Raw genomic sequence first — 16,273 nt, forward strand, 5'->3', positions numbered from 1 at the left:
CCGGCGTCACGGCACCACCCGCGTGTGGTCCGGCAGCCGACGGGTCAGGCCCAGCGAGTCCAGCAGCTCCAGCAGCGGCACCGCGACCCGCCGGGTGGTGCCCAGCGCCTGCTTGGCCCCGGCGGCGGTGAACGGCGCGGGCAGCCCGGCCAGCACCTCGGCCGCGCGGCGCGGTGCGTCGGGGGCGAGCACGACGCCCTCGGCCACACGCAGCAGCCGGCCCACCCGCACCGCCGCCGCGACCTCCCTGCCGCCCAGCCCCAGTTCCGCGAGCCGCGCCGCGTCGGGGGCCCGGAACGGGTCGCGCGCCAGGTCCGCCTCCACCGCCGCCACGGCCCGTTCCACGGCGGGCGGCAGGGTCGGCGCGGCGGGCACCCGGCCGGCCACCACGCGCGGCACCAGCTCCGCCACCACCTCGGCCGGCGCGTCCAGGCGGCGGGCCAGCACCTCCACCGGCACACCGGGGTCCAGCGGGTGCTCGCGCCGCCACTCGTCGACCGCCTCGGGGACACGCCGCGCCAGCTCGGCCCGGTGACCGGGGTCGACCCGCCACCGCCCCACCGGCTCGCCCACGTCGCCGAAGCCCAGCGCCCGCAGCTCGCTCGCGGCGACCACGCCCCGCGCCCGCAGGTGGGCGGCCGCCACGTCGCCGGCCAGGTCCGCGCCGCGCCGCCGGGCCGCCCCGCGCCTGGCCAGCGCGGGCGGGCGCACGTCGAGGGTCAGTACGCCGGCGGTGATCCGGTGGCGGCCCGGGTCGCGCAGCAGGCCCCGGTCACCCGCGCGCAGCGGCAGCGACCGGGCCAGGACGAGCCGGGCGGTGTCCGGACCCAGGGGCCGGACGTGCACGGGCACGGCCGCCGAGCCGACGTGCAGCACGAGCCGGCTGGGCACCCCCTCCACCGACGCGCTCAGCCGCACGTCCACCTCGCGGGTCCCCACCCACGCGCCGGGGGTCAGCAGCGCGTCACCGCGCCCCACCCGGTCCCGCTCCACGCCGCGCAGGTTCACCGCGACCCGCGCGACGCCCCGCACCAGGTCGACCGGCTCGCCCAGCGCCTGGAGACCCCGCACCGGCACGCGCGCCCCGCCCACCTCCAGCTCGTCGCCGACCCGGATCGTGCCCGCGCCGAGCGTGCCGGTGACCACCGTGCCCGCACCGCGCACGGTGAACGAGCGGTCCACCCACAATCGGACGTCGGCGGCCGGGTCCGGTTCGGGCAGCGCGCGCGCCACCGCGTCCAGCCCGGCCCGCAGCTCCGCCAGGCCCGCGCCGGTCGCCCCGCTCACCGCCAGCGACCGCGCGCCGGCCAGCGAGGTCGCCGCCAGCCGCTCGCGCGCCGCCGCCAGCGCGGGTCCGGGGTCGGCCAGGTCCGAGCGGGTCACCACGAGCAGGCCGTGGCGGACGTCGAGCCCGTGCAGCGCGGCCAGGTGCTCGGTCGACTGCGGCATCCACCCCTCGTCCGCGGCCACCACGAACAGCGCGGCGGGCACCGGTCCCACGCCCGCCAGCATGTTGGCGGTGAACCGCTCGTGGCCGGGCACGTCGACGAACGCCACCGGTCCGGCGGACAGGCGCGTCCAGGCGAACCCCAGGTCGATGGTCAGCCCGCGCCGGCGCTCCTCGGCCCAGCGGTCCGGCTCCATCCCGGTCAGCGCGCGGATCAGGGTGGACTTGCCGTGGTCCACGTGACCCGCGGTGGCGATCACCCGCAACCCGGCACCCCTCGCTCCGGCACCCCTCTGGCCGGCACCCCTCTGGCCGGCACCCCGCACCGCAGCACGGCTTCCCGCAGCCGGTCGTCATCGGCCGGGTCGACGGTCCGCAGGTCGAGCAGGCACCGGCCGCGCTCGACCCGGCCCACCACCGGCGGTCGCCCACCGCGCAGCGCCGGGGCGTACCGCTCGGGCAGGCTCACCGCCGCGCTCGGCAGCTCCACCCCCGGCGCTCCCCCGCCACCGACGGCCGCCGCGCTGGGACCGGCCGTCGCGTCCACGCCCCGGTCGGCCAGCGCCCGCGCCAGGTCCCGGGCCCGCGCCAGCAGGTCGGCGGCGTCCGCACCCAGGGCCCGCGCGACCGGCGGCGGCGGACCGAGGAGCGTGGCCTCCAGGGCGGCCAGGGTCAGCTTGTCCACGCGCAGCGCGCGGGCCGCCGGGTGGCGGCGCAACCGGTGCACCACCTCGGCGTCGCCCAGCAGCAGCCCGGCCTGCGGGCCGCCCAGGAGCTTGTCGCCGCTGGCCGTCACCACCGCCGCCCCGGCGCGCAGCGCGCTCGCCGCGTCCGGCTCGTCGGGCAGCAGCGGGTGGGGTGCGAGCAGCCCGGAGCCGATGTCCACCACCAGCGGCACGCCCAGGCCCGCCAGCTCGTCGATCCCGGGCGCGCTGGTGAAGCCCGTGACGCGGAAGTTCGAGGGGTGCACCCGCAGCACGAAGCCGGTGTCGGGGCCGATCGCGTCGGCGTAGTCGCGCAGGTGCGTGCGGTTGGTGGTGCCGACCTCCCGCAGCCGGGCGCCGGTCGAGGCCAGCAGCTCGGGGATGCGGAACCCGTCGCCGATCTCCACCAGCTCGCCCCGGCTGACCACGATCTCCCGACCGGGCGCGAGGGCCATCGCGCACAGCAGCAGCGCGGCGGCGTTGTTGTTGACCACGTGCACGTCACCCGCGTCCGGCACAGCCGCCGCCAACGCGGCCAGCACCCCGCGCCCGCGCCGGGCCCGCTCGCCGCCGACCAGGTCGAACTCCACGTCGGTGCAGCCGGCCGCGTCGGCGATCGCGGCCACCGCGGCGGCCGACAGCGGCGCGCGACCCAGGTTGGTGTGCACGACGACCCCGGTGGCGTTGAGCACCGGCCGCAGCGAGGACGCGCCGGCGGGCAGCGAGGTCAGCGCGGCGTCGACCACCTCGGCGGGCGCGATCAGCCCCTCGCGCGCCCGCTGCTGGGCCTCCACCACGGCGGTCTTGACCCGACCCCGGCCCAGCGCCGCCACTGCGGGGGCCAGGCGGGGGTCGGCCAGGACCCGGTCGGTGCGCGGGATCGCGCGCCGGGGGTCGGTCACGGGCCCGGCAGCCGAATCGCCGGCAGCCGAACCACCGGCCGCTGGTCCGCCGGCCCTCGAACCACCGGCCCTCGAACCACCGGCAGCCGAACCACCGGTCACCGGTCACCGCCATGGCGGAGGCGGACGGGAATCGAACCCGCCAGCGACAGGTCCTGCCGCTCAACGGTGTTGAAGACCGCGCCGGCCACCAGGCCGGATACGCCTCCTCGTGCCATCGCCCAATCCTGCCAGTGCCCCCCGCCGCGCGCGCGACGGGTCCGGCCGACCCGACCGCGCCCACCGCCCCGGCGCACCGGAGGCAGCTCCACCGCCCGGCGCAGAGCGAGGCGGCCAACCGGTCCCCGCGGTGCGCGAGCCGACCCGGTCGGCCAGGCTGGCACCCGTGACTCGACCCAGGCTGACCCAGTACGCCCGCGGCGGCGGGTGCGCGTGCAAGATCCCTCCCGGCGAGCTGGAGGAGGTGGTGCGCGGCCTGACCGGGGCCGCGCCCCGCGACCCGCTGGGGCAGCTGGTCGTCGGCCTGGACCACGGCGACGACGCCGCCGTGGTCACCATCCGCGACGGCCTGGCGCTCATCGCCACCACCGACTTCTTCACCCCCGTGGTGGACGACCCCTTCGACTGGGGCCGGATCGCCGCCGCGAACGCGCTGTCCGACGTCTACGCCATGGGCGGCCGACCGGTGCTGGCGGTCAACCTGCTGTCGTGGCCGCGCGAGCTGCTGCCGTTCGAGCTGGCCGCCGAGGTGCTGCGCGGTGGCTTGGAGGTGTGCGCGGAGGCCGGGACGCACCTGGCGGGCGGGCACAGCGTGGACGACGCGGAGCCGAAGTACGGGCTCGCGGTGACCGGCGTCGGCGACCCGGACCGGTTGCTGCGCAACGACGCCGGCCGCCCCGGGGTGCCGCTGTCGCTGACCAAGCCGCTGGGCGTCGGGGTGCTCAACAGCAGGCACAAGGCGACCGGCGAGGTGTTCCCCGAGGCGGTGGCGTCGATGGCGCGGCTCAACCGGGACGCCGCGCGGGCCGCGCTGGACGCGGGCGCGGTGTGCGCCACCGACGTCACCGGGTTCGGGTTGCTGGGCCACCTGCACAAGCTGGCCCGCGCCAGCGGGGTGACCGCGGTCGTGGACGCGGCCGCGGTCCCCTACCTCGACGGCGCGCGGGAGGCGTTGCGGGACGGGTACGTCAGCGGCGGCACGCGCCGCAACCTGGACTGGGTGCGCCCGCACGCCGACCTGGGCGCGGTCGACGAGGACGAGGCGCTGCTGCTGGCCGACGCGCAGACCTCGGGCGGGCTGCTGGTCGCGGGCGAGGTGCCCGGCGCGCCGGTGGTCGGGGAGCTGGTGCCCCGGGGTGAGCACACGATCGTCGTCCGCTGAACCCGCTGGACCCGCCGGCCCGCCGAACCCCTCAACCCCCCAGACCACCCACCACCGATCCAACCCACTCCGCGTAAGCGGGAACCAGCGTGTAAACCCCACCGTCCCCACAAGGGCGCACCGCGTCGTCCGTGGCCCGCGACGTCGCACCCGCCAGCAACCACCGATCCCCCACCGACACGTAAGCCGGCCCCCCGCTGTCCCCGTTGCAGCTGTCGCGGTCGAGGCCGGGCGCACCCGCCACGAACTCGGTGTCCGGGTGCGCGCCGTACCCCGGCAGGCGCCCGGCCAGCGGCACGTCCACCACGCGCCGACGCCCGTACCCGGCGCGGCCCTGGAAATCGGTGTTGCCGTACCCCACGAGCCGGACGAACGACGCCCCCGCCAGGGCCCCGGCCGGCGCGATCGGTCGCGGCGCGGTGTCGAGGGGTTCGGCCAGCAGCAGCACCGCGATGTCCCCGTACGGCCCGGACGAGCCGTACGACGGGTGGACCACGGCCTCCCGCACCGCGACCACGCGCCCCGCGCCGGGCGCCTTCACGTCCTCCCCGGAGAAGACCCGCTGCCCGCAACCGCCCCGCGCGCAGTGCGCCGCGGTCACCACGGCGCCGGGCGCGACGAGCGTGCCCGAGCAGCACCACCCGGTGGCGCTGCCGACGGCCACGCAGTCGGGGAAGTCGGACGTCGGCACCCCGCCGACGATGCGGCGCCGGTCGGCCACCACCTCGCGGAGGTTCGCCAGGTACGTGCGGTCGGTGTAGAGGTCGGGCACGGACAGCGGCGCGCCCCGCTCGGCCGACCGATCGGCGGCCTCCCGCGCCAGCAGCACCGGGTCCTCGGCGTCCGCGAAGCGCGCGGCCTGGTTGAACAGGGTCTGGAACGCCAGGGCGAACCGGGTGTCGTCATCGCCCGCGACGACCCGCGCCAGCTCGGCGGCGGGACCCCGCAACGGGTCGGCGTCTTCGGTCAAGGCTCGGCTCCCTCGGTCGGGTGTCACCCCGTCCGGGTGTCACCCCGTTTGGGTACCCCGTTGACCCCCGGCCCGCACGCGTTGTCCGGTTGACGACAGGAATCGCTCACCCTGTGGGGTTGACCGACCACGCTCAGTACGGTCGGGGACCATGCAGCGAACAAGCGTCCTGGCCCTCGTGGCCACCCTGCTGGCGCTCGGTGCGGCACCGGCCACCGCGCAGCCCGACGCCCGGGTGGTCCCCGACCCCGCCGCCCACGTCGACCCGCTCATCGGCACCAGCAATCAGGGGAACACCTTCCCGGGCGCGGTCGTGCCGTTCGGCATGTTCTCCTTCAGCCCCGAGGGCACCCGCGGCAACACCCTGCGCGCCGCGGCGCCCGGCGGGTACCGGCACGACGCCACCCGCCTGCGCGGCTTCAGCCTCACCCACATGTCCGGCACGGGCTGCGCCGGCGGGTCCGGCGACGTGCCGATCTTCCCGCACGTCGGCACGGTCACCACCAGCCCGACCACCGACGCGAAGGACGAGGTCTACGCGAGCGACTTCAGCCACGCCGACGAGGTGGCGCGACCCGGCCGCTACGACGTGGCGCTGAAGTCCGGCGCGAGGGCCGAGCTGTCCGCGACCACGCGCACCGGCGCGGCCCGCTTCACCTTCCCCGCCGAGCGGCCCGCCACCGTGCTGGTGCACACCTCCAAGTCCCAGGTGGGCAGCAGCGACGCCCGCACCACCGTGGACGCGGCCACCCGCACCGTCACCGGCTCGGTGACCAGCGGCAACTTCTGCGGCTACATCAACCAGGAGGGCCGCCGCAGCTACTACACGCTGCACTTCGCCCTGGAGTTCGACCAGCCGTTCACCGAGGTCGGCACCTGGCGCGACGACGTGGTCACCCCCGGGTCGACCACCACGAGCGGCGGCACCACCTACGGCGGGAACGGCTGGCCCGTGCTGGGCAAGGGCTCCGGCGCCTACCTCGGCTTCGCGCCGGGTTCGACGGTCAACGCGCGCGTCGGCATCTCCTACGTCAGCGCGGACAACGCCCGGCGCAACCTGCGCGCGGAGAACGACGGCCTGCCCGTCGAGGACGTGCGCGACAACGCCTACCGCGCGTGGCAGGAGCAGTTGCGGCGCATCGAGGTCGGCGGCGGCTCGGACGGCGACCGGACGAAGTTCTACACCGCGCTCTACCACTCCCTGCTGCACCCCAACGTGTTCAGCGACGTCAACGGCGAGTACGCGGGCACGGACGGCAGGACGCACCGCGTGCAACGGCCGCAGCGCGTCCAGTACGGCACGTTCTCCGGCTGGGACGTGTACCGCTCGCAGCTCCAGCTGCTGACCCTGCTGGAGCCCGGGATCGGGTCGGACATCGCGCAGTCCCTGCTCAACCAGGCCGAGCAGAACGGCGGCGTGTGGGACCGCTGGACGCACGCCAACGGCGGCACCCACGTGATGAACGGCGACCCGTCGCCACCGGCGCTGGCGGGCATCCTCGCCTTCGGCGGCGACCGGTTCGACGTGCGGCGGGCGCTGGCGTCGCTGGTGCGCGCGGCGACGCGGCCGACACCGCTGGACCTGAGCAAGGACGGCTGGGCGGTGATGTCGGTGGGCCAGCGGCCGTCGCTGGACAGGTACCTGCGGCTGGGCTACATGCCGTCGGTGTCCAACGCGTGGGGCGGCGCGGCGGAGACGCTGGAGATGTCCGGCGCGGACTACGCGATCAGCCGGCTGGCCGCGCGGGTGGGCGACCGCCGCACGCAGCGCGAGTTCGCCGCCCGCGCCCAGTGGTGGCAGCACAACTACGACCCGGTCGCCGACGAGACCGGCGGCTACGTGCGCAACAGGGGCGAGGACGGCACGTGGGCACCGGACTTCGAGCCCGACACCGGCCACGGCTTCGTCGAGGGCACCAGCGCGCAGTACACGTGGATGGTGCCGCACAACGTGGCGGGCCTGGTGGCCGCGCTCGGCGGCCCGGAGCGGGCGAACGCGCGGCTGGACGACTTCTTCCACCACGAGGACGGCGGCTGGGCGCTGGCCCGCGCGGGCGGCACGAAGTCCGCGCTGGACAACGAGCCCTCGCTGAACGCGCCGTGGCTCTACAACTACACGGGACAGCCGCACAAGACCCAGCAGACCGTGCGCGAGGTGGTGAACTCGCTGTGGACCACCGGACCCGGCGGCATCCCCGGCAACGACGACCTCGGCGCGATGTCCTCGTGGTTCGTGTTCGCCTCCATCGGGCTGTACCCGCAGGTGCCGTCGCGGGCCGAGCTGGTCGTCGGCAGCCCGCTGTTCACCTCGGTGAAGATCAACCGCGGCGGCGGCCGGGACATCACCATCACCGCGCCGGGCGCGTCGCCGCGGGCGATGTACGTGCGGGGCCTGGAGGTGGACGGCCGGGCGAGCACGAAGCCGTGGCTGCCGGAGTCCTTCGTGGAGCGCGGCGGCCGGTTGGCCTTCACCCTGGCCGAGACGCCCGACCCGACCTGGGGTTCCGCGCCCGGCGACGCGCCGCCGTCGTTCCGCGAGGGCGAGCGGCCCGTCCGGCACGACCAGCCCTACCACCTGAAGGTCGAGCCCGGCGACCCCGTGGTGGCGCCCGGCGCGACGCTGGCCGCGCGGGTGGTGCCCACCAAGCTCTACGAGGGCGACCCCACGGCCACCTACACCGTGACCGGTCCGCCGACGCTGTCGTTCGACCCGCCGTCCGGCGCGGTGCCCGGCGGGTTCTCGATCACCGCCGCGCCCGGCGCGCCGCAGGGCTTCCACCCGGCGACCGTGACGGTGGCGGTCGAGGGCGCGGACCCGGTGGTGCTGCCGCTCGTGGTGAAGGTGGCCCCGGAGGGCAGCATGTTGGCCGCGGTCGATAACACCGGCACCTCCGAGGACGAGACCGGCGACGGCGACTTCGACGGCGGCGGGTACAGCTACTCGCGCCAGGCGCTCGCCGCGGCGGGCCTCGCGCCCGGCGGCACGGGCGCCGTGGACGGCCTGTCGTTCCGCTGGCCCGACTCGCCCGCCGGGCGGCCGGACAACGCGGTGGCCGACGGGCAGCGCCTGGACGTTCCCGGCACCCGGCTGGCGTTCGTCGGCGCGGCCACCAACGGCGCGCGGGCGGCCACCGCCGCGGTGACGTTCACCGACGGCAGCACCGCGCCGGTCGAACTGGGCTTCAGCGACTGGACGCTGGGCGGCGGCGGCAGCTCCCCCGCCTACGGCAACGCGGTCGTCGCGACCACGCCGTACCGCAACCAGAGCGGGGGCGGCGGCGAGGAGGTGGCCACGCACATCTTCGCCACCAGGACGTTCACCGCGCCGGCGGGCAAGGTGCTGCGCTCGGTCACCCTGCCCGTCGACGAGGACCTGCACGTGTTCGCGATTGCCGCGGAATGGAATATTTGATCGAACAATTGATCGGCACCGCGGTTGTGCGGACCTGAACACCGGAATCACGACACACCATTCGGCTGTTTGACACTCCCCCCGGTCGCTGTTATCCATGTGATCACACCGACCGGGGGGTTGGCATGACCGAGTCCGAGGGCCAACGACGGCCGGGCTACCGCTTTGTGCTCATGTTCCTGTTCGCGGCCGTGACCGCCGCGGTGACCTCGGTGTCCGCGCGCCTGGTGGCGGACGTCAGCCAGTGGTGGCGGCCCGGCGGGGCCGGTTACCTGGCGGCGACCGCGGTGATGCTCGTGCTGTCCGGCGTGCTGATCAACTCGCTGCCCAAGGTGCTGGGCGACCTCCGGCGCTGGGAGGGCTCCGCCGCCGCGTTCGCCAAGCGGTTCGTGGACGTGCTGGGCGGCGGGCGGAAACGGGCCGGGATCGTCGTCACGGTGGTCGTGCTGGCCCTGGGCAGCTACTTCCTGCTGCCCTCCGCGGACGGGCTGGAGCCCGGCGAGCTGGTCATCATGGCGGCCGAGGACCTGAGCCCGGACGACGCGCGGCAGACGCTGCTGGACCTGTGGAACGCGACCCACCGCGCCAACCCGGCCAAGATCGTGACGAGCGCGCTCGGCGAGGCCGACGAGCAGCTCGAGCACATGGTCAACGACGCCAAGCCGGACGGCAGGCACGAGGCCCACGTCTACCTGCTCGACGTGGTGTGGATGGCGCAGTTCATCGACGAGGGCTACATCCGCGAGCTGGACCGGTCCCGGCTGGACGAGCGCGACCTGGACGACTTCGTGGACAAGGTGCGGCGCACCGGCGAGCGCGAGGGCCGGGACGGCAAGTTGTGGGCCCTCCCGCTCAACACCGACGTCGGGCTCATCTACTACCGCACCGACATCCCCGACCCCGTCAAGCCGACCACCTGGGACGACCACTCCGGCGTCACCGCCCGGACCGCGTCGATGGCCGCCCACGCGTTCCAGATGTCCGGGGAGATGGCCACCATCACCTCACTGGAGGCCATCTGGGCGGCGGGGGGCGTGGTGGTGCGGAACGACGGCCGGATCAGCCCCAACACGGACGGGGACCGGGCGCGCTTCGACGACCAGGACAACGCGGGGCTCCGCAAGCTCAACACCGTCACGAGGAACCCGGCCCTGGCCCCCGGCGACCCCGCTCCCGAGGACACGGACGCCGACGACGCCGTCGACCAGTTCGTCCAGGGACGCGCGCAGTTCATGCGGAACTGGGCGGTGGCGCACGAGCAGCTCACCGACCGGCAGGGCGAGCTGGACGAGAACGGCATCACCTTCGGCGTCGTCGCGCCGCCCACCCCCAGCGTGCTGGGCGGGCAGAACCTCGCGATCTCGGCGCACAACAAGGACAAGCCGCGCGCCGCCCAGGCGCTGATCGAGTTCATGACCAGCGCGCAGAGCCAGCTGATCCTGTCGGAGATCGGCGGTTTCGCGCCCACCCGGGACTCGGTGTACGAGCGGCTCAGGGGAGAGCAGTTCCGGAGCATCCGCCAGGCCCTCCAGGACGCCCGGCCGCGCCCCGCCATCCCCTGCTACACCCGGTGGAGCAAGGACTTCCGCGACGGCGTCCGGGACGTCGTGGGCCCGGGCGACGAGGTGTCGGACGATGCCGCCCGGAAGCTGACGGGCGCCTGCCAGGGGTGAAACGGCGGCCGACCGGGTACGCCGGGGACGTGACCGAACGAGAACCCCTGGACCTGGGTGCCACCGAGCTGTCCGCCGAGGAGGAGGCCCGCCTCCGGCGCGAGCACGACCTGGACCGACCCGAGACCTTCGACCGGCGCAACGGCGTGGACGAGCGGGCGGCGACGCGGGCCACCCTGCTGCCCGAGGAGCGGGAGACCGGCAGCGCCGACCCGGAGGCGCAGGCCCGCGAGGTGCTGCGCGACTCCGACGTGCGCACCGAGATCCCGGAGTCCGCGCCGGACACCGTGTTCGAGCGACGGCGCTCCGACGACTGACCGGACATCCCCGGACATATTCCCCTGATTATTCAAATTTCTCACTCGATCGGATTATCAAGGACCGGCTAACGCCACGACGACCGCGCGCGAAATCCAGGACAAGCGCGGTTCGTCGGGCGGCCCGGTCCGGCGTCGCGCTCATTCGCACCGCCGAAGGAGCGCCATGCGCTACCCGACGAGGACCGAGGGCGGCATCCGCTACCTCGAAGCCGGACCGGAGTCCCCGACCGGCGTCACGCACCTGCTCGTGCACGGCCTCGGCGGGTCGCTGGAGCAGTGGACGGCGGTGGTCGACGAGCTGAGACCCACCACCCGGGTGGTCGCGATCGACATCCCGGGCTTCGGGCACAGCCGCACCCGCCGGGGCCACTTCGCGGTCCCGGACGCCGTGCGGGACATCTCCGGCTTCCTCGACGCGCGCGGCATCGACCGGTGCGTGGTCGTCTCGCACTCCATCAGCTGCGTGGTCGCGGCCGGACTGGCCGCCGCCCGACCGGCCGGGGTGACCAAGCTCGTCCTCGTCAGCGGCGCGCTGGTGCGGGCCTCGGAGCTGGCGCAGCACCCGGGACTGGCGCTGCGGGACCCGGCGCTGGGCCTGGCGGTGGCCGCCCAGTTCGCGGCGGGGGTGGTGCCGGTGCCGAGGGTCCTGCTGACCGCGCTGGCGGCCTCCCGGCTGCTGCGCACCGCGACGCTCTGGCCGTTCGTGGCGAGCCCGAGCGGGGTGCCGACCGAGCACCTGGTGGAGGCGCTGTCCGGCAGCGGCAGCCTCGCCGTCCTGCGGATCCTGCTGTCCGCGCACTCGATCGACCACCACCGCCTGCTGGCCGCGGTGGAGCAGCCGGTGGAGCTCGTCGTCGGCGACCGCGATCGCCTGATCAACCCGAGCGACGTCGCGCGGCTGCGGGCGATCATGCGGGTCACCCGGGTGTCGGTGATCCCCGACTGCGGCCACTGGCCCTGGCTGGAGAAACCGGCGGAACTGTCCGCCCTGATCACCTCCCCGGAGCGCGCATGACCGGCAGGATCGCCACCGAGGACTTCGACCCGTTCCGGTTCTCCCTGCTCTACCGGAACGTCAAGCGGCTGCACACCGGGTGGCTGGCGCTGCCCGCGGTGGCGATCGTGGGCGTGCTCGTGCTGGTGTGCCTCGTCGAGGGCACGTTCGGCGGCCCGGCCGACTTCCAGCCGGTGGCCGACACCCGGCGCGCGGTCGGCGTCCCCGAGCAGGCCGGGTCGGCGCCCAGCTTCCCGTTCATGCGCGACATCGTCAGCTGGATGCTGGTGGTCATCGTGATCACCGGCGCGGTCCTGCTGCACCGCCAGTGGCAGCACCTGGCGAGGTGCCTGTCCGGGCTGGCCGAGAACGGCGTGCTGGTCGCGCGCGACCGGCCCAGGTCGAACCTGCTGTCCAGGCTCCTGCGGGTGGACCGGATGACCGCGGGCACGCCGCCGGAGCGGGCCCTGGACACCGTCGTGACCCGGGTGATGGCGCCGCTGGAGCGGCGGAGCGCGGGCCTGCTGCTGTGCCTGAGCGTGGTCGCGCTGGTGCTGACCATCCTGCTGGTGCTCGGGTTGGAGAACAACGTGTTCCACGTGCTGGCCCCCGCCGGCCTGGACGAGCAGGCGAAGGCCGAGTGGACGCGCCAGGCTTACTCGAGCTGGTGGGCGGGCAAGCACCACATCGCCGGGCACATCCTCTACTGGGTGCTGGCCGTGTTCGCGATCTTCATCATCCTGAACTTCCAGGTGGTCGGCGTCATCGCGGTCTACCTGGCGGTGGCGATGCAGTTCGTGGTGCGGCCCTCGGCCGACTGGCTCAACCGCGACGGCCGGTACGGCTGGGCGCCGCTGGCGCGCGTGTACCGCACCGTGGTGTGGTCCAACGCCCTGCTGGGCGTGACGCTGACCATCGTGCTGGCCTCGCTGGGCATCGACAACTACGGCTGGGTCGCGGTGCTGGTCGTGGTCTACATCCTGCTGGTGCCGCTGTGCGTCGTCGTGCCGTGGCTGGTGTTCCGCAGGGCGGCGGAAGCCGCGCGCGACGCCCGCGCCGAGGTCCTGGCCCGGCTGGTCGACCAGCGGGGCCTGGACATCGACTCCGACCTGGAGGCGCTGGCGCCCGTCGTCGCCGAGCTGGAGCGGTGCCGGTCCGCGCGGATCCGGCCGTTGCGCCTGGGCACCGCGTCCTACTCGACGTACGTGGTGCTGGCCGTCCTGCCGGTCCTGCTGACCGCCGCCCAGATCTTCCTCCCGCTGACGTTCGGCACGCGTTAGGAGTCCCCGTGAACGATGTCGCCACCATTCGGCCGATCGCCCTGCGCCACCGCGACTACTACGCCACCCGCCCGGCGGTCTCCTTCGCCGTGCGGGTGGCCTCCGGCCGGACCTTCGAGGTCGGGCCGGGCGACCCCCGCTTCACGCTCGTGGCGCGCGACCGGCGCGGCGAGGAGGCGCTGGCCTCGCTGGACCAGTTCCGGGTCGCCGTCGCGTACCTGGAGGGCTGGCTCGACGTCGAGGGCGACCTGGTGTCCGCGCTGGCGATGCGCGGGTTCTTCCGCGACTTCCACCCGCTCGTGTGGCTCGGGAAGTTCGCGCCGAGCCTGCTCGGCGCGGGCGCCGCCGACGACCGCCGGACCATCTCCTCCCACTACGACCGGGAGAGCGAGTTCTTCCTGACCTTCCTCGACCGCCGGCACCGGTGCTACACCCAGGGCTCGTTCGCCCACGACGACGAGCCCCTGGAGGACGCGATGACCCGGAAGCTGGACCTCGCCCTGGCGTCGCTGGACCTGCCGGCCGACGCGCGCGTGCTGGAGGTCGGCGGCGGCTGGGGCGCCTTCCTGGAGCACGCCGGGCAGCGCGGCGTGGACGTCACCGCACTCACCCTGGCGGCCGAGTCCGAGCGGTTCCTCACCGAGCTGGTGGCGCGCCAGGACCTGCCCGTCACCGTGGTGCGGCAGCACTTCCACGAGTACCGGTCCGAGCGGCGGTTCGACGCGGTGGTCAACATGGGTGTGACCGAGCACCTGCCCGACTACGGCCGGTCGCTGCGCCGGTACGCGGAACTGCTGGAGCCGGGCGGGCGGGTGTACCTGGACGCGTTCGCGATGCGCTCGCGCCACCGGATCTCCACGTTCATGACCAGGCTGGTGTACCCGGGCCGCTCCACGCCCCTGCTGCTGCACCGGTACCTGGCGCACGTGGCCCGCTCGCCGTTGCGGCTCGTCGAGCTGCACGACGAGCGGCACAACTACTTCCTGACCTGCCGCGAGTGGGCGCGCCGGCTCGACGCCGCCCGGGACGAGGTCGTCGAGCGGTGGGGGCCGGCGCTGCACCGCCGGTTCCGGCTGTTCCTGTGGGCCTCCGCGCTGGGGTTCGACAGCGGGCTGCTCCAGGCGTACCGGTGGACCCTGGAGCTGCCCGCCGATCACCGCTGAGGTCGGTGGCGCATCACGACGAAGTCGCCGTGCCCGCCGTAGCCGAGGACGGGCTCGGCGTACTGCGTGCCGTCGAACGTGATCAGCCACCACTCGCGGCCCACGGGCACGATCACGGGGTGCGGGATGTTGGTGCCGTAGGGCGCGTCCAGGGTGCCGAGTTTGCGCATCGACAGGTCGTAGACGGGGTAGTTGCGGGCGTCGCCGTCGCTGGCGAGCACGTACCAGTCGCGGCCGACGCGCTGGATGATCGTGCCCTCGGTCTGGTCCACGGTCCGGTCGGCGCCGACCAGGCGCAGCGACTCGGCGTAGTCCGCGCCGCGCGGTCCGACCGCGAGCGCCGGGTGGAACACGAACGCGGGCTGCTGCGCCTCGCTCTCCACGAACGCGAGGTGCCACCGGCCGTCGATCCGGGTCAGCGCCGGGTCCCAGGAGCTGACCGCGGTCGGCAGCGGGACCCGCTCGGTGCGCAGCACGTGCACGCCGCGCAGGACGTCGGCGGTGGTGGTGGCGTGGCGGATGTGCACGCCGCGGAAGTCGAAGTCGCCCCAGGAGCTCATGAGCAGGATGAACCGGCCGGTGCGGTCGTCGAAGACGATCTGGCCGGCGTGGTCGCCGACCACCACGCCGTCGCGCTCGAAGAACAGGACGGCGACCTGCTCCAGCCTGGTCGGGTCGGCCAGGTCCAGGGTCCAGACCGCCCAGTGCGCCTGCTGGAAGAACCCGAGCCCGGCGTTGGTCATGGTCAGGTAGAGCTTGCCGCCGCGGGTGAACGGGCGGCCGTCGGCGTGCTGCACCACGTGCGGGTCGCGGACCCCGGCCTGCCCGAAGTAGCCGGCCCGCACCCGGCCGAGCCGGACCGACCCGTCACCGCGCCCGCCGTAGGCGTACTCCAGCGCGCCGAGGACTGCGGGGACCCGCAGGTCGACCAGGGCCCGCACGGCGTCGCGGGCGGTCACCAGCGGTTGCCAGCCGGTGCCCGTGCCGGTGGGGTCGACGAGCACGGTGACGGCGTTCTCGTTGACCACCACGGCGAGCCGGAACGCGCCTCGGACCTGCACGGGGGCCGAGGCGACCACGGTGGTGACCCCGCCCGCGGTGACCTCGATCGAGGCGCGGCCGGCGGCGGGGTCGACCACGCCGAGCACCGACGTGCCGCCGCCCGCGAGCCCGGCGACCACGGCGCCCGCCCCGTCCACCCCCGCGACCTCCACCAGCACCGACGCGAACGGCGCCCGGGGGCGCACCCCGGTGCCGACCAGGGTGGCGAGGGGGCCGGTGGACCGGCCGACGGCGCTGTCGTACTGCACGAAGCGCGGTGCGACGAGGTCGAACGGCCGGAACTTGTGGGTGATCGAGAAGTGCAGGTCGAACGGCGTGAGCGCGGGGGCCGCCGTCGCGGGGAGGGTGCCGAGGAGCGTCGACGCCGCCCCCACGACCCCCGCCGTGCCCACGTGGCGCAGCAGTTCCCGTCGCTCCATGCCCGACCTCCCAGAACGTCATTGGTCACCGAGTAACCATGTGTTACCTCTTGCGGTGGAAAAACGCCAGGGCCGGTCGGGTGGGCTCACGCGCCCGTCGTGGAGCCGGGGCGCACGATCATCAGCACCACCACGACCGCCCACAGCAGGTTGAACGCGCCGGTGAACGCGGCCAACCGGCCGGCGAGCCCGTCCCGGCCCGCCAGGGTCCGCCGCTGCGCGGGCAGGATGCCCAGCGCCAGCAGGCCCGCGGCGACCGCGGTCAGCGCGATCGACACCAGCAGCCACGCGTCGCCCAGGACGCCCATCGACGCGCCGGTGGCGAGCCCGAAGACGGGGACGGCGACGCCGACCGCCGCGTACGTGCGGCAGGTCCGGTGCAGGAAGGCCGCGACACCGGTCGCCGGCCCGCCCGCCAGGCGGGGGAACAGCGAGGCGGCCACGGTGATGGGCCCCACGGCCAGCACCGCGGCGAGCACGTGGGCGGAGAGCAGGAACTTGGACACCGGGGATCTCCCGTCGACGGCCGGATAGGTAGACAGGCAA

12 protein-coding genes and 1 tRNA gene are annotated in these 16,273 nt (G+C 74.8%); 7 read left to right on the top strand and 6 right to left on the bottom strand.

Going from position 1 to position 16,273, the window contains the following annotated elements; genetic code table 11:
• Positions 1-6: 6 nt before the first annotated feature.
• The 3 genes from Q5530_RS00550 to Q5530_RS00560 all read right to left on the bottom strand — a co-directional run bounded on the left by Q5530_RS00550 (position 7) and on the right by Q5530_RS00560 (position 3,262).
• Positions 7-1,713: a SelB C-terminal domain-containing protein gene (locus tag Q5530_RS00550; RefSeq protein ID WP_415359924.1), complete on the bottom strand. Its 1,707-nt coding sequence runs from the start codon at positions 1,711-1,713 to the stop codon at positions 7-9.
• Positions 1,704-3,053: an L-seryl-tRNA(Sec) selenium transferase gene (gene selA, locus Q5530_RS00555; protein ID WP_415359925.1), complete on the bottom strand. Its 1,350-nt coding sequence runs from the start codon at positions 3,051-3,053 to the stop codon at positions 1,704-1,706. The genes Q5530_RS00550 and selA overlap by 10 nt, the downstream gene beginning before the upstream one ends.
• A gap of 114 nt (positions 3,054-3,167) precedes the next feature.
• Positions 3,168-3,262 (bottom strand) — tRNA-Sec (locus Q5530_RS00560).
• Between the two features lie 176 nt (positions 3,263-3,438).
• On the opposite strand from Q5530_RS00560, the gene selD reads away from it, so the two are divergent.
• A complete protein-coding gene (gene selD, locus Q5530_RS00565) occupies positions 3,439-4,434 on the top strand; it encodes a selenide, water dikinase SelD (protein WP_415359926.1) in 996 nt (331 codons plus the stop codon).
• Positions 4,435-4,465: 31 nt separating this feature from the next.
• On the opposite strand, the gene Q5530_RS00570 is transcribed toward selD, so the two are convergent.
• Positions 4,466-5,404, bottom strand: a complete 939-nt coding sequence (locus Q5530_RS00570) for a trypsin-like serine protease (protein WP_415359927.1) — start codon at positions 5,402-5,404, stop codon at positions 4,466-4,468.
• Between the two features lie 151 nt (positions 5,405-5,555).
• Here Q5530_RS00570 and Q5530_RS00575 point away from each other — a divergent pair, with 151 nt between their 5' ends.
• The 6 genes from Q5530_RS00575 to Q5530_RS00600 all read left to right on the top strand — a co-directional run bounded on the left by Q5530_RS00575 (position 5,556) and on the right by Q5530_RS00600 (position 14,246).
• On the top strand, positions 5,556-8,816 hold the full coding sequence (locus Q5530_RS00575) for a GH92 family glycosyl hydrolase (protein WP_415359928.1): 3,261 nt from the start codon (positions 5,556-5,558) through the stop codon (positions 8,814-8,816).
• Between the two features lie 125 nt (positions 8,817-8,941).
• Positions 8,942-10,489, top strand: a complete 1,548-nt coding sequence (locus Q5530_RS00580) for an extracellular solute-binding protein (protein ID WP_415359930.1) — start codon at positions 8,942-8,944, stop codon at positions 10,487-10,489.
• 29 nt (positions 10,490-10,518) lie between these two features.
• Entirely contained in the window at positions 10,519-10,806 is a 288-nt protein-coding gene (locus tag Q5530_RS00585) for a hypothetical protein (RefSeq protein WP_380637150.1), read from the top strand.
• Positions 10,807-10,972: 166 nt separating this feature from the next.
• Positions 10,973-11,824: an alpha/beta fold hydrolase gene (locus Q5530_RS00590; protein WP_415359931.1), complete on the top strand. Its 852-nt coding sequence runs from the start codon at positions 10,973-10,975 to the stop codon at positions 11,822-11,824.
• Complete coding sequence (locus Q5530_RS00595) at positions 11,821-13,083, top strand: hypothetical protein (RefSeq protein WP_415359933.1); 1,263 nt, start codon at positions 11,821-11,823, stop codon at positions 13,081-13,083. The genes Q5530_RS00590 and Q5530_RS00595 overlap by 4 nt, the downstream gene beginning before the upstream one ends.
• 8 nt (positions 13,084-13,091) lie before the next feature.
• A complete protein-coding gene (locus Q5530_RS00600; RefSeq protein WP_415359934.1) occupies positions 13,092-14,246 on the top strand; it encodes an SAM-dependent methyltransferase in 1,155 nt (384 codons plus the stop codon).
• Here the strand turns inward: Q5530_RS00600 and Q5530_RS00605 are convergent.
• Complete coding sequence (locus Q5530_RS00605) at positions 14,237-15,727, bottom strand: hypothetical protein (protein ID WP_415359936.1); 1,491 nt, start codon at positions 15,725-15,727, stop codon at positions 14,237-14,239. The two genes, Q5530_RS00600 and Q5530_RS00605, sit on opposite strands and share 10 nt — an antisense overlap.
• Positions 15,728-15,813: 86 nt before the next feature.
• Positions 15,814-16,233: a hypothetical protein gene (locus tag Q5530_RS00610; protein ID WP_415359938.1), complete on the bottom strand. Its 420-nt coding sequence runs from the start codon at positions 16,231-16,233 to the stop codon at positions 15,814-15,816.
• Positions 16,234-16,273: the final 40 nt, after the last annotated feature.

Source organism: Saccharothrix sp. BKS2 (genome assembly GCF_047689505.1).
Lineage (GTDB): Bacteria > Actinomycetota > Actinomycetes > Mycobacteriales > Pseudonocardiaceae > Actinosynnema > Actinosynnema lopnurensis.

Bases quoted from the DNA above. Each gene is read 5' to 3' on its own strand.
- Q5530_RS00575 (WP_415359928.1), top strand. From the start codon at position 5,556: ATGCAGCGAACAAGCGTCCTGGCCCTCGTGGCCACCCTGCTGGCGCTC.
- Q5530_RS00580 (WP_415359930.1), top strand. From the start codon at position 8,942: ATGACCGAGTCCGAGGGCCAACGACGGCCGGGCTACCGCTTTGTGCTC.
- Q5530_RS00590 (WP_415359931.1), top strand. From the start codon at position 10,973: ATGCGCTACCCGACGAGGACCGAGGGCGGCATCCGCTACCTCGAAGCC.
- Q5530_RS00595 (WP_415359933.1), top strand. From the start codon at position 11,821: ATGACCGGCAGGATCGCCACCGAGGACTTCGACCCGTTCCGGTTCTCC.
- Q5530_RS00605 (WP_415359936.1), bottom strand. From the start codon at position 15,727: ATGGAGCGACGGGAACTGCTGCGCCACGTGGGCACGGCGGGGGTCGTG.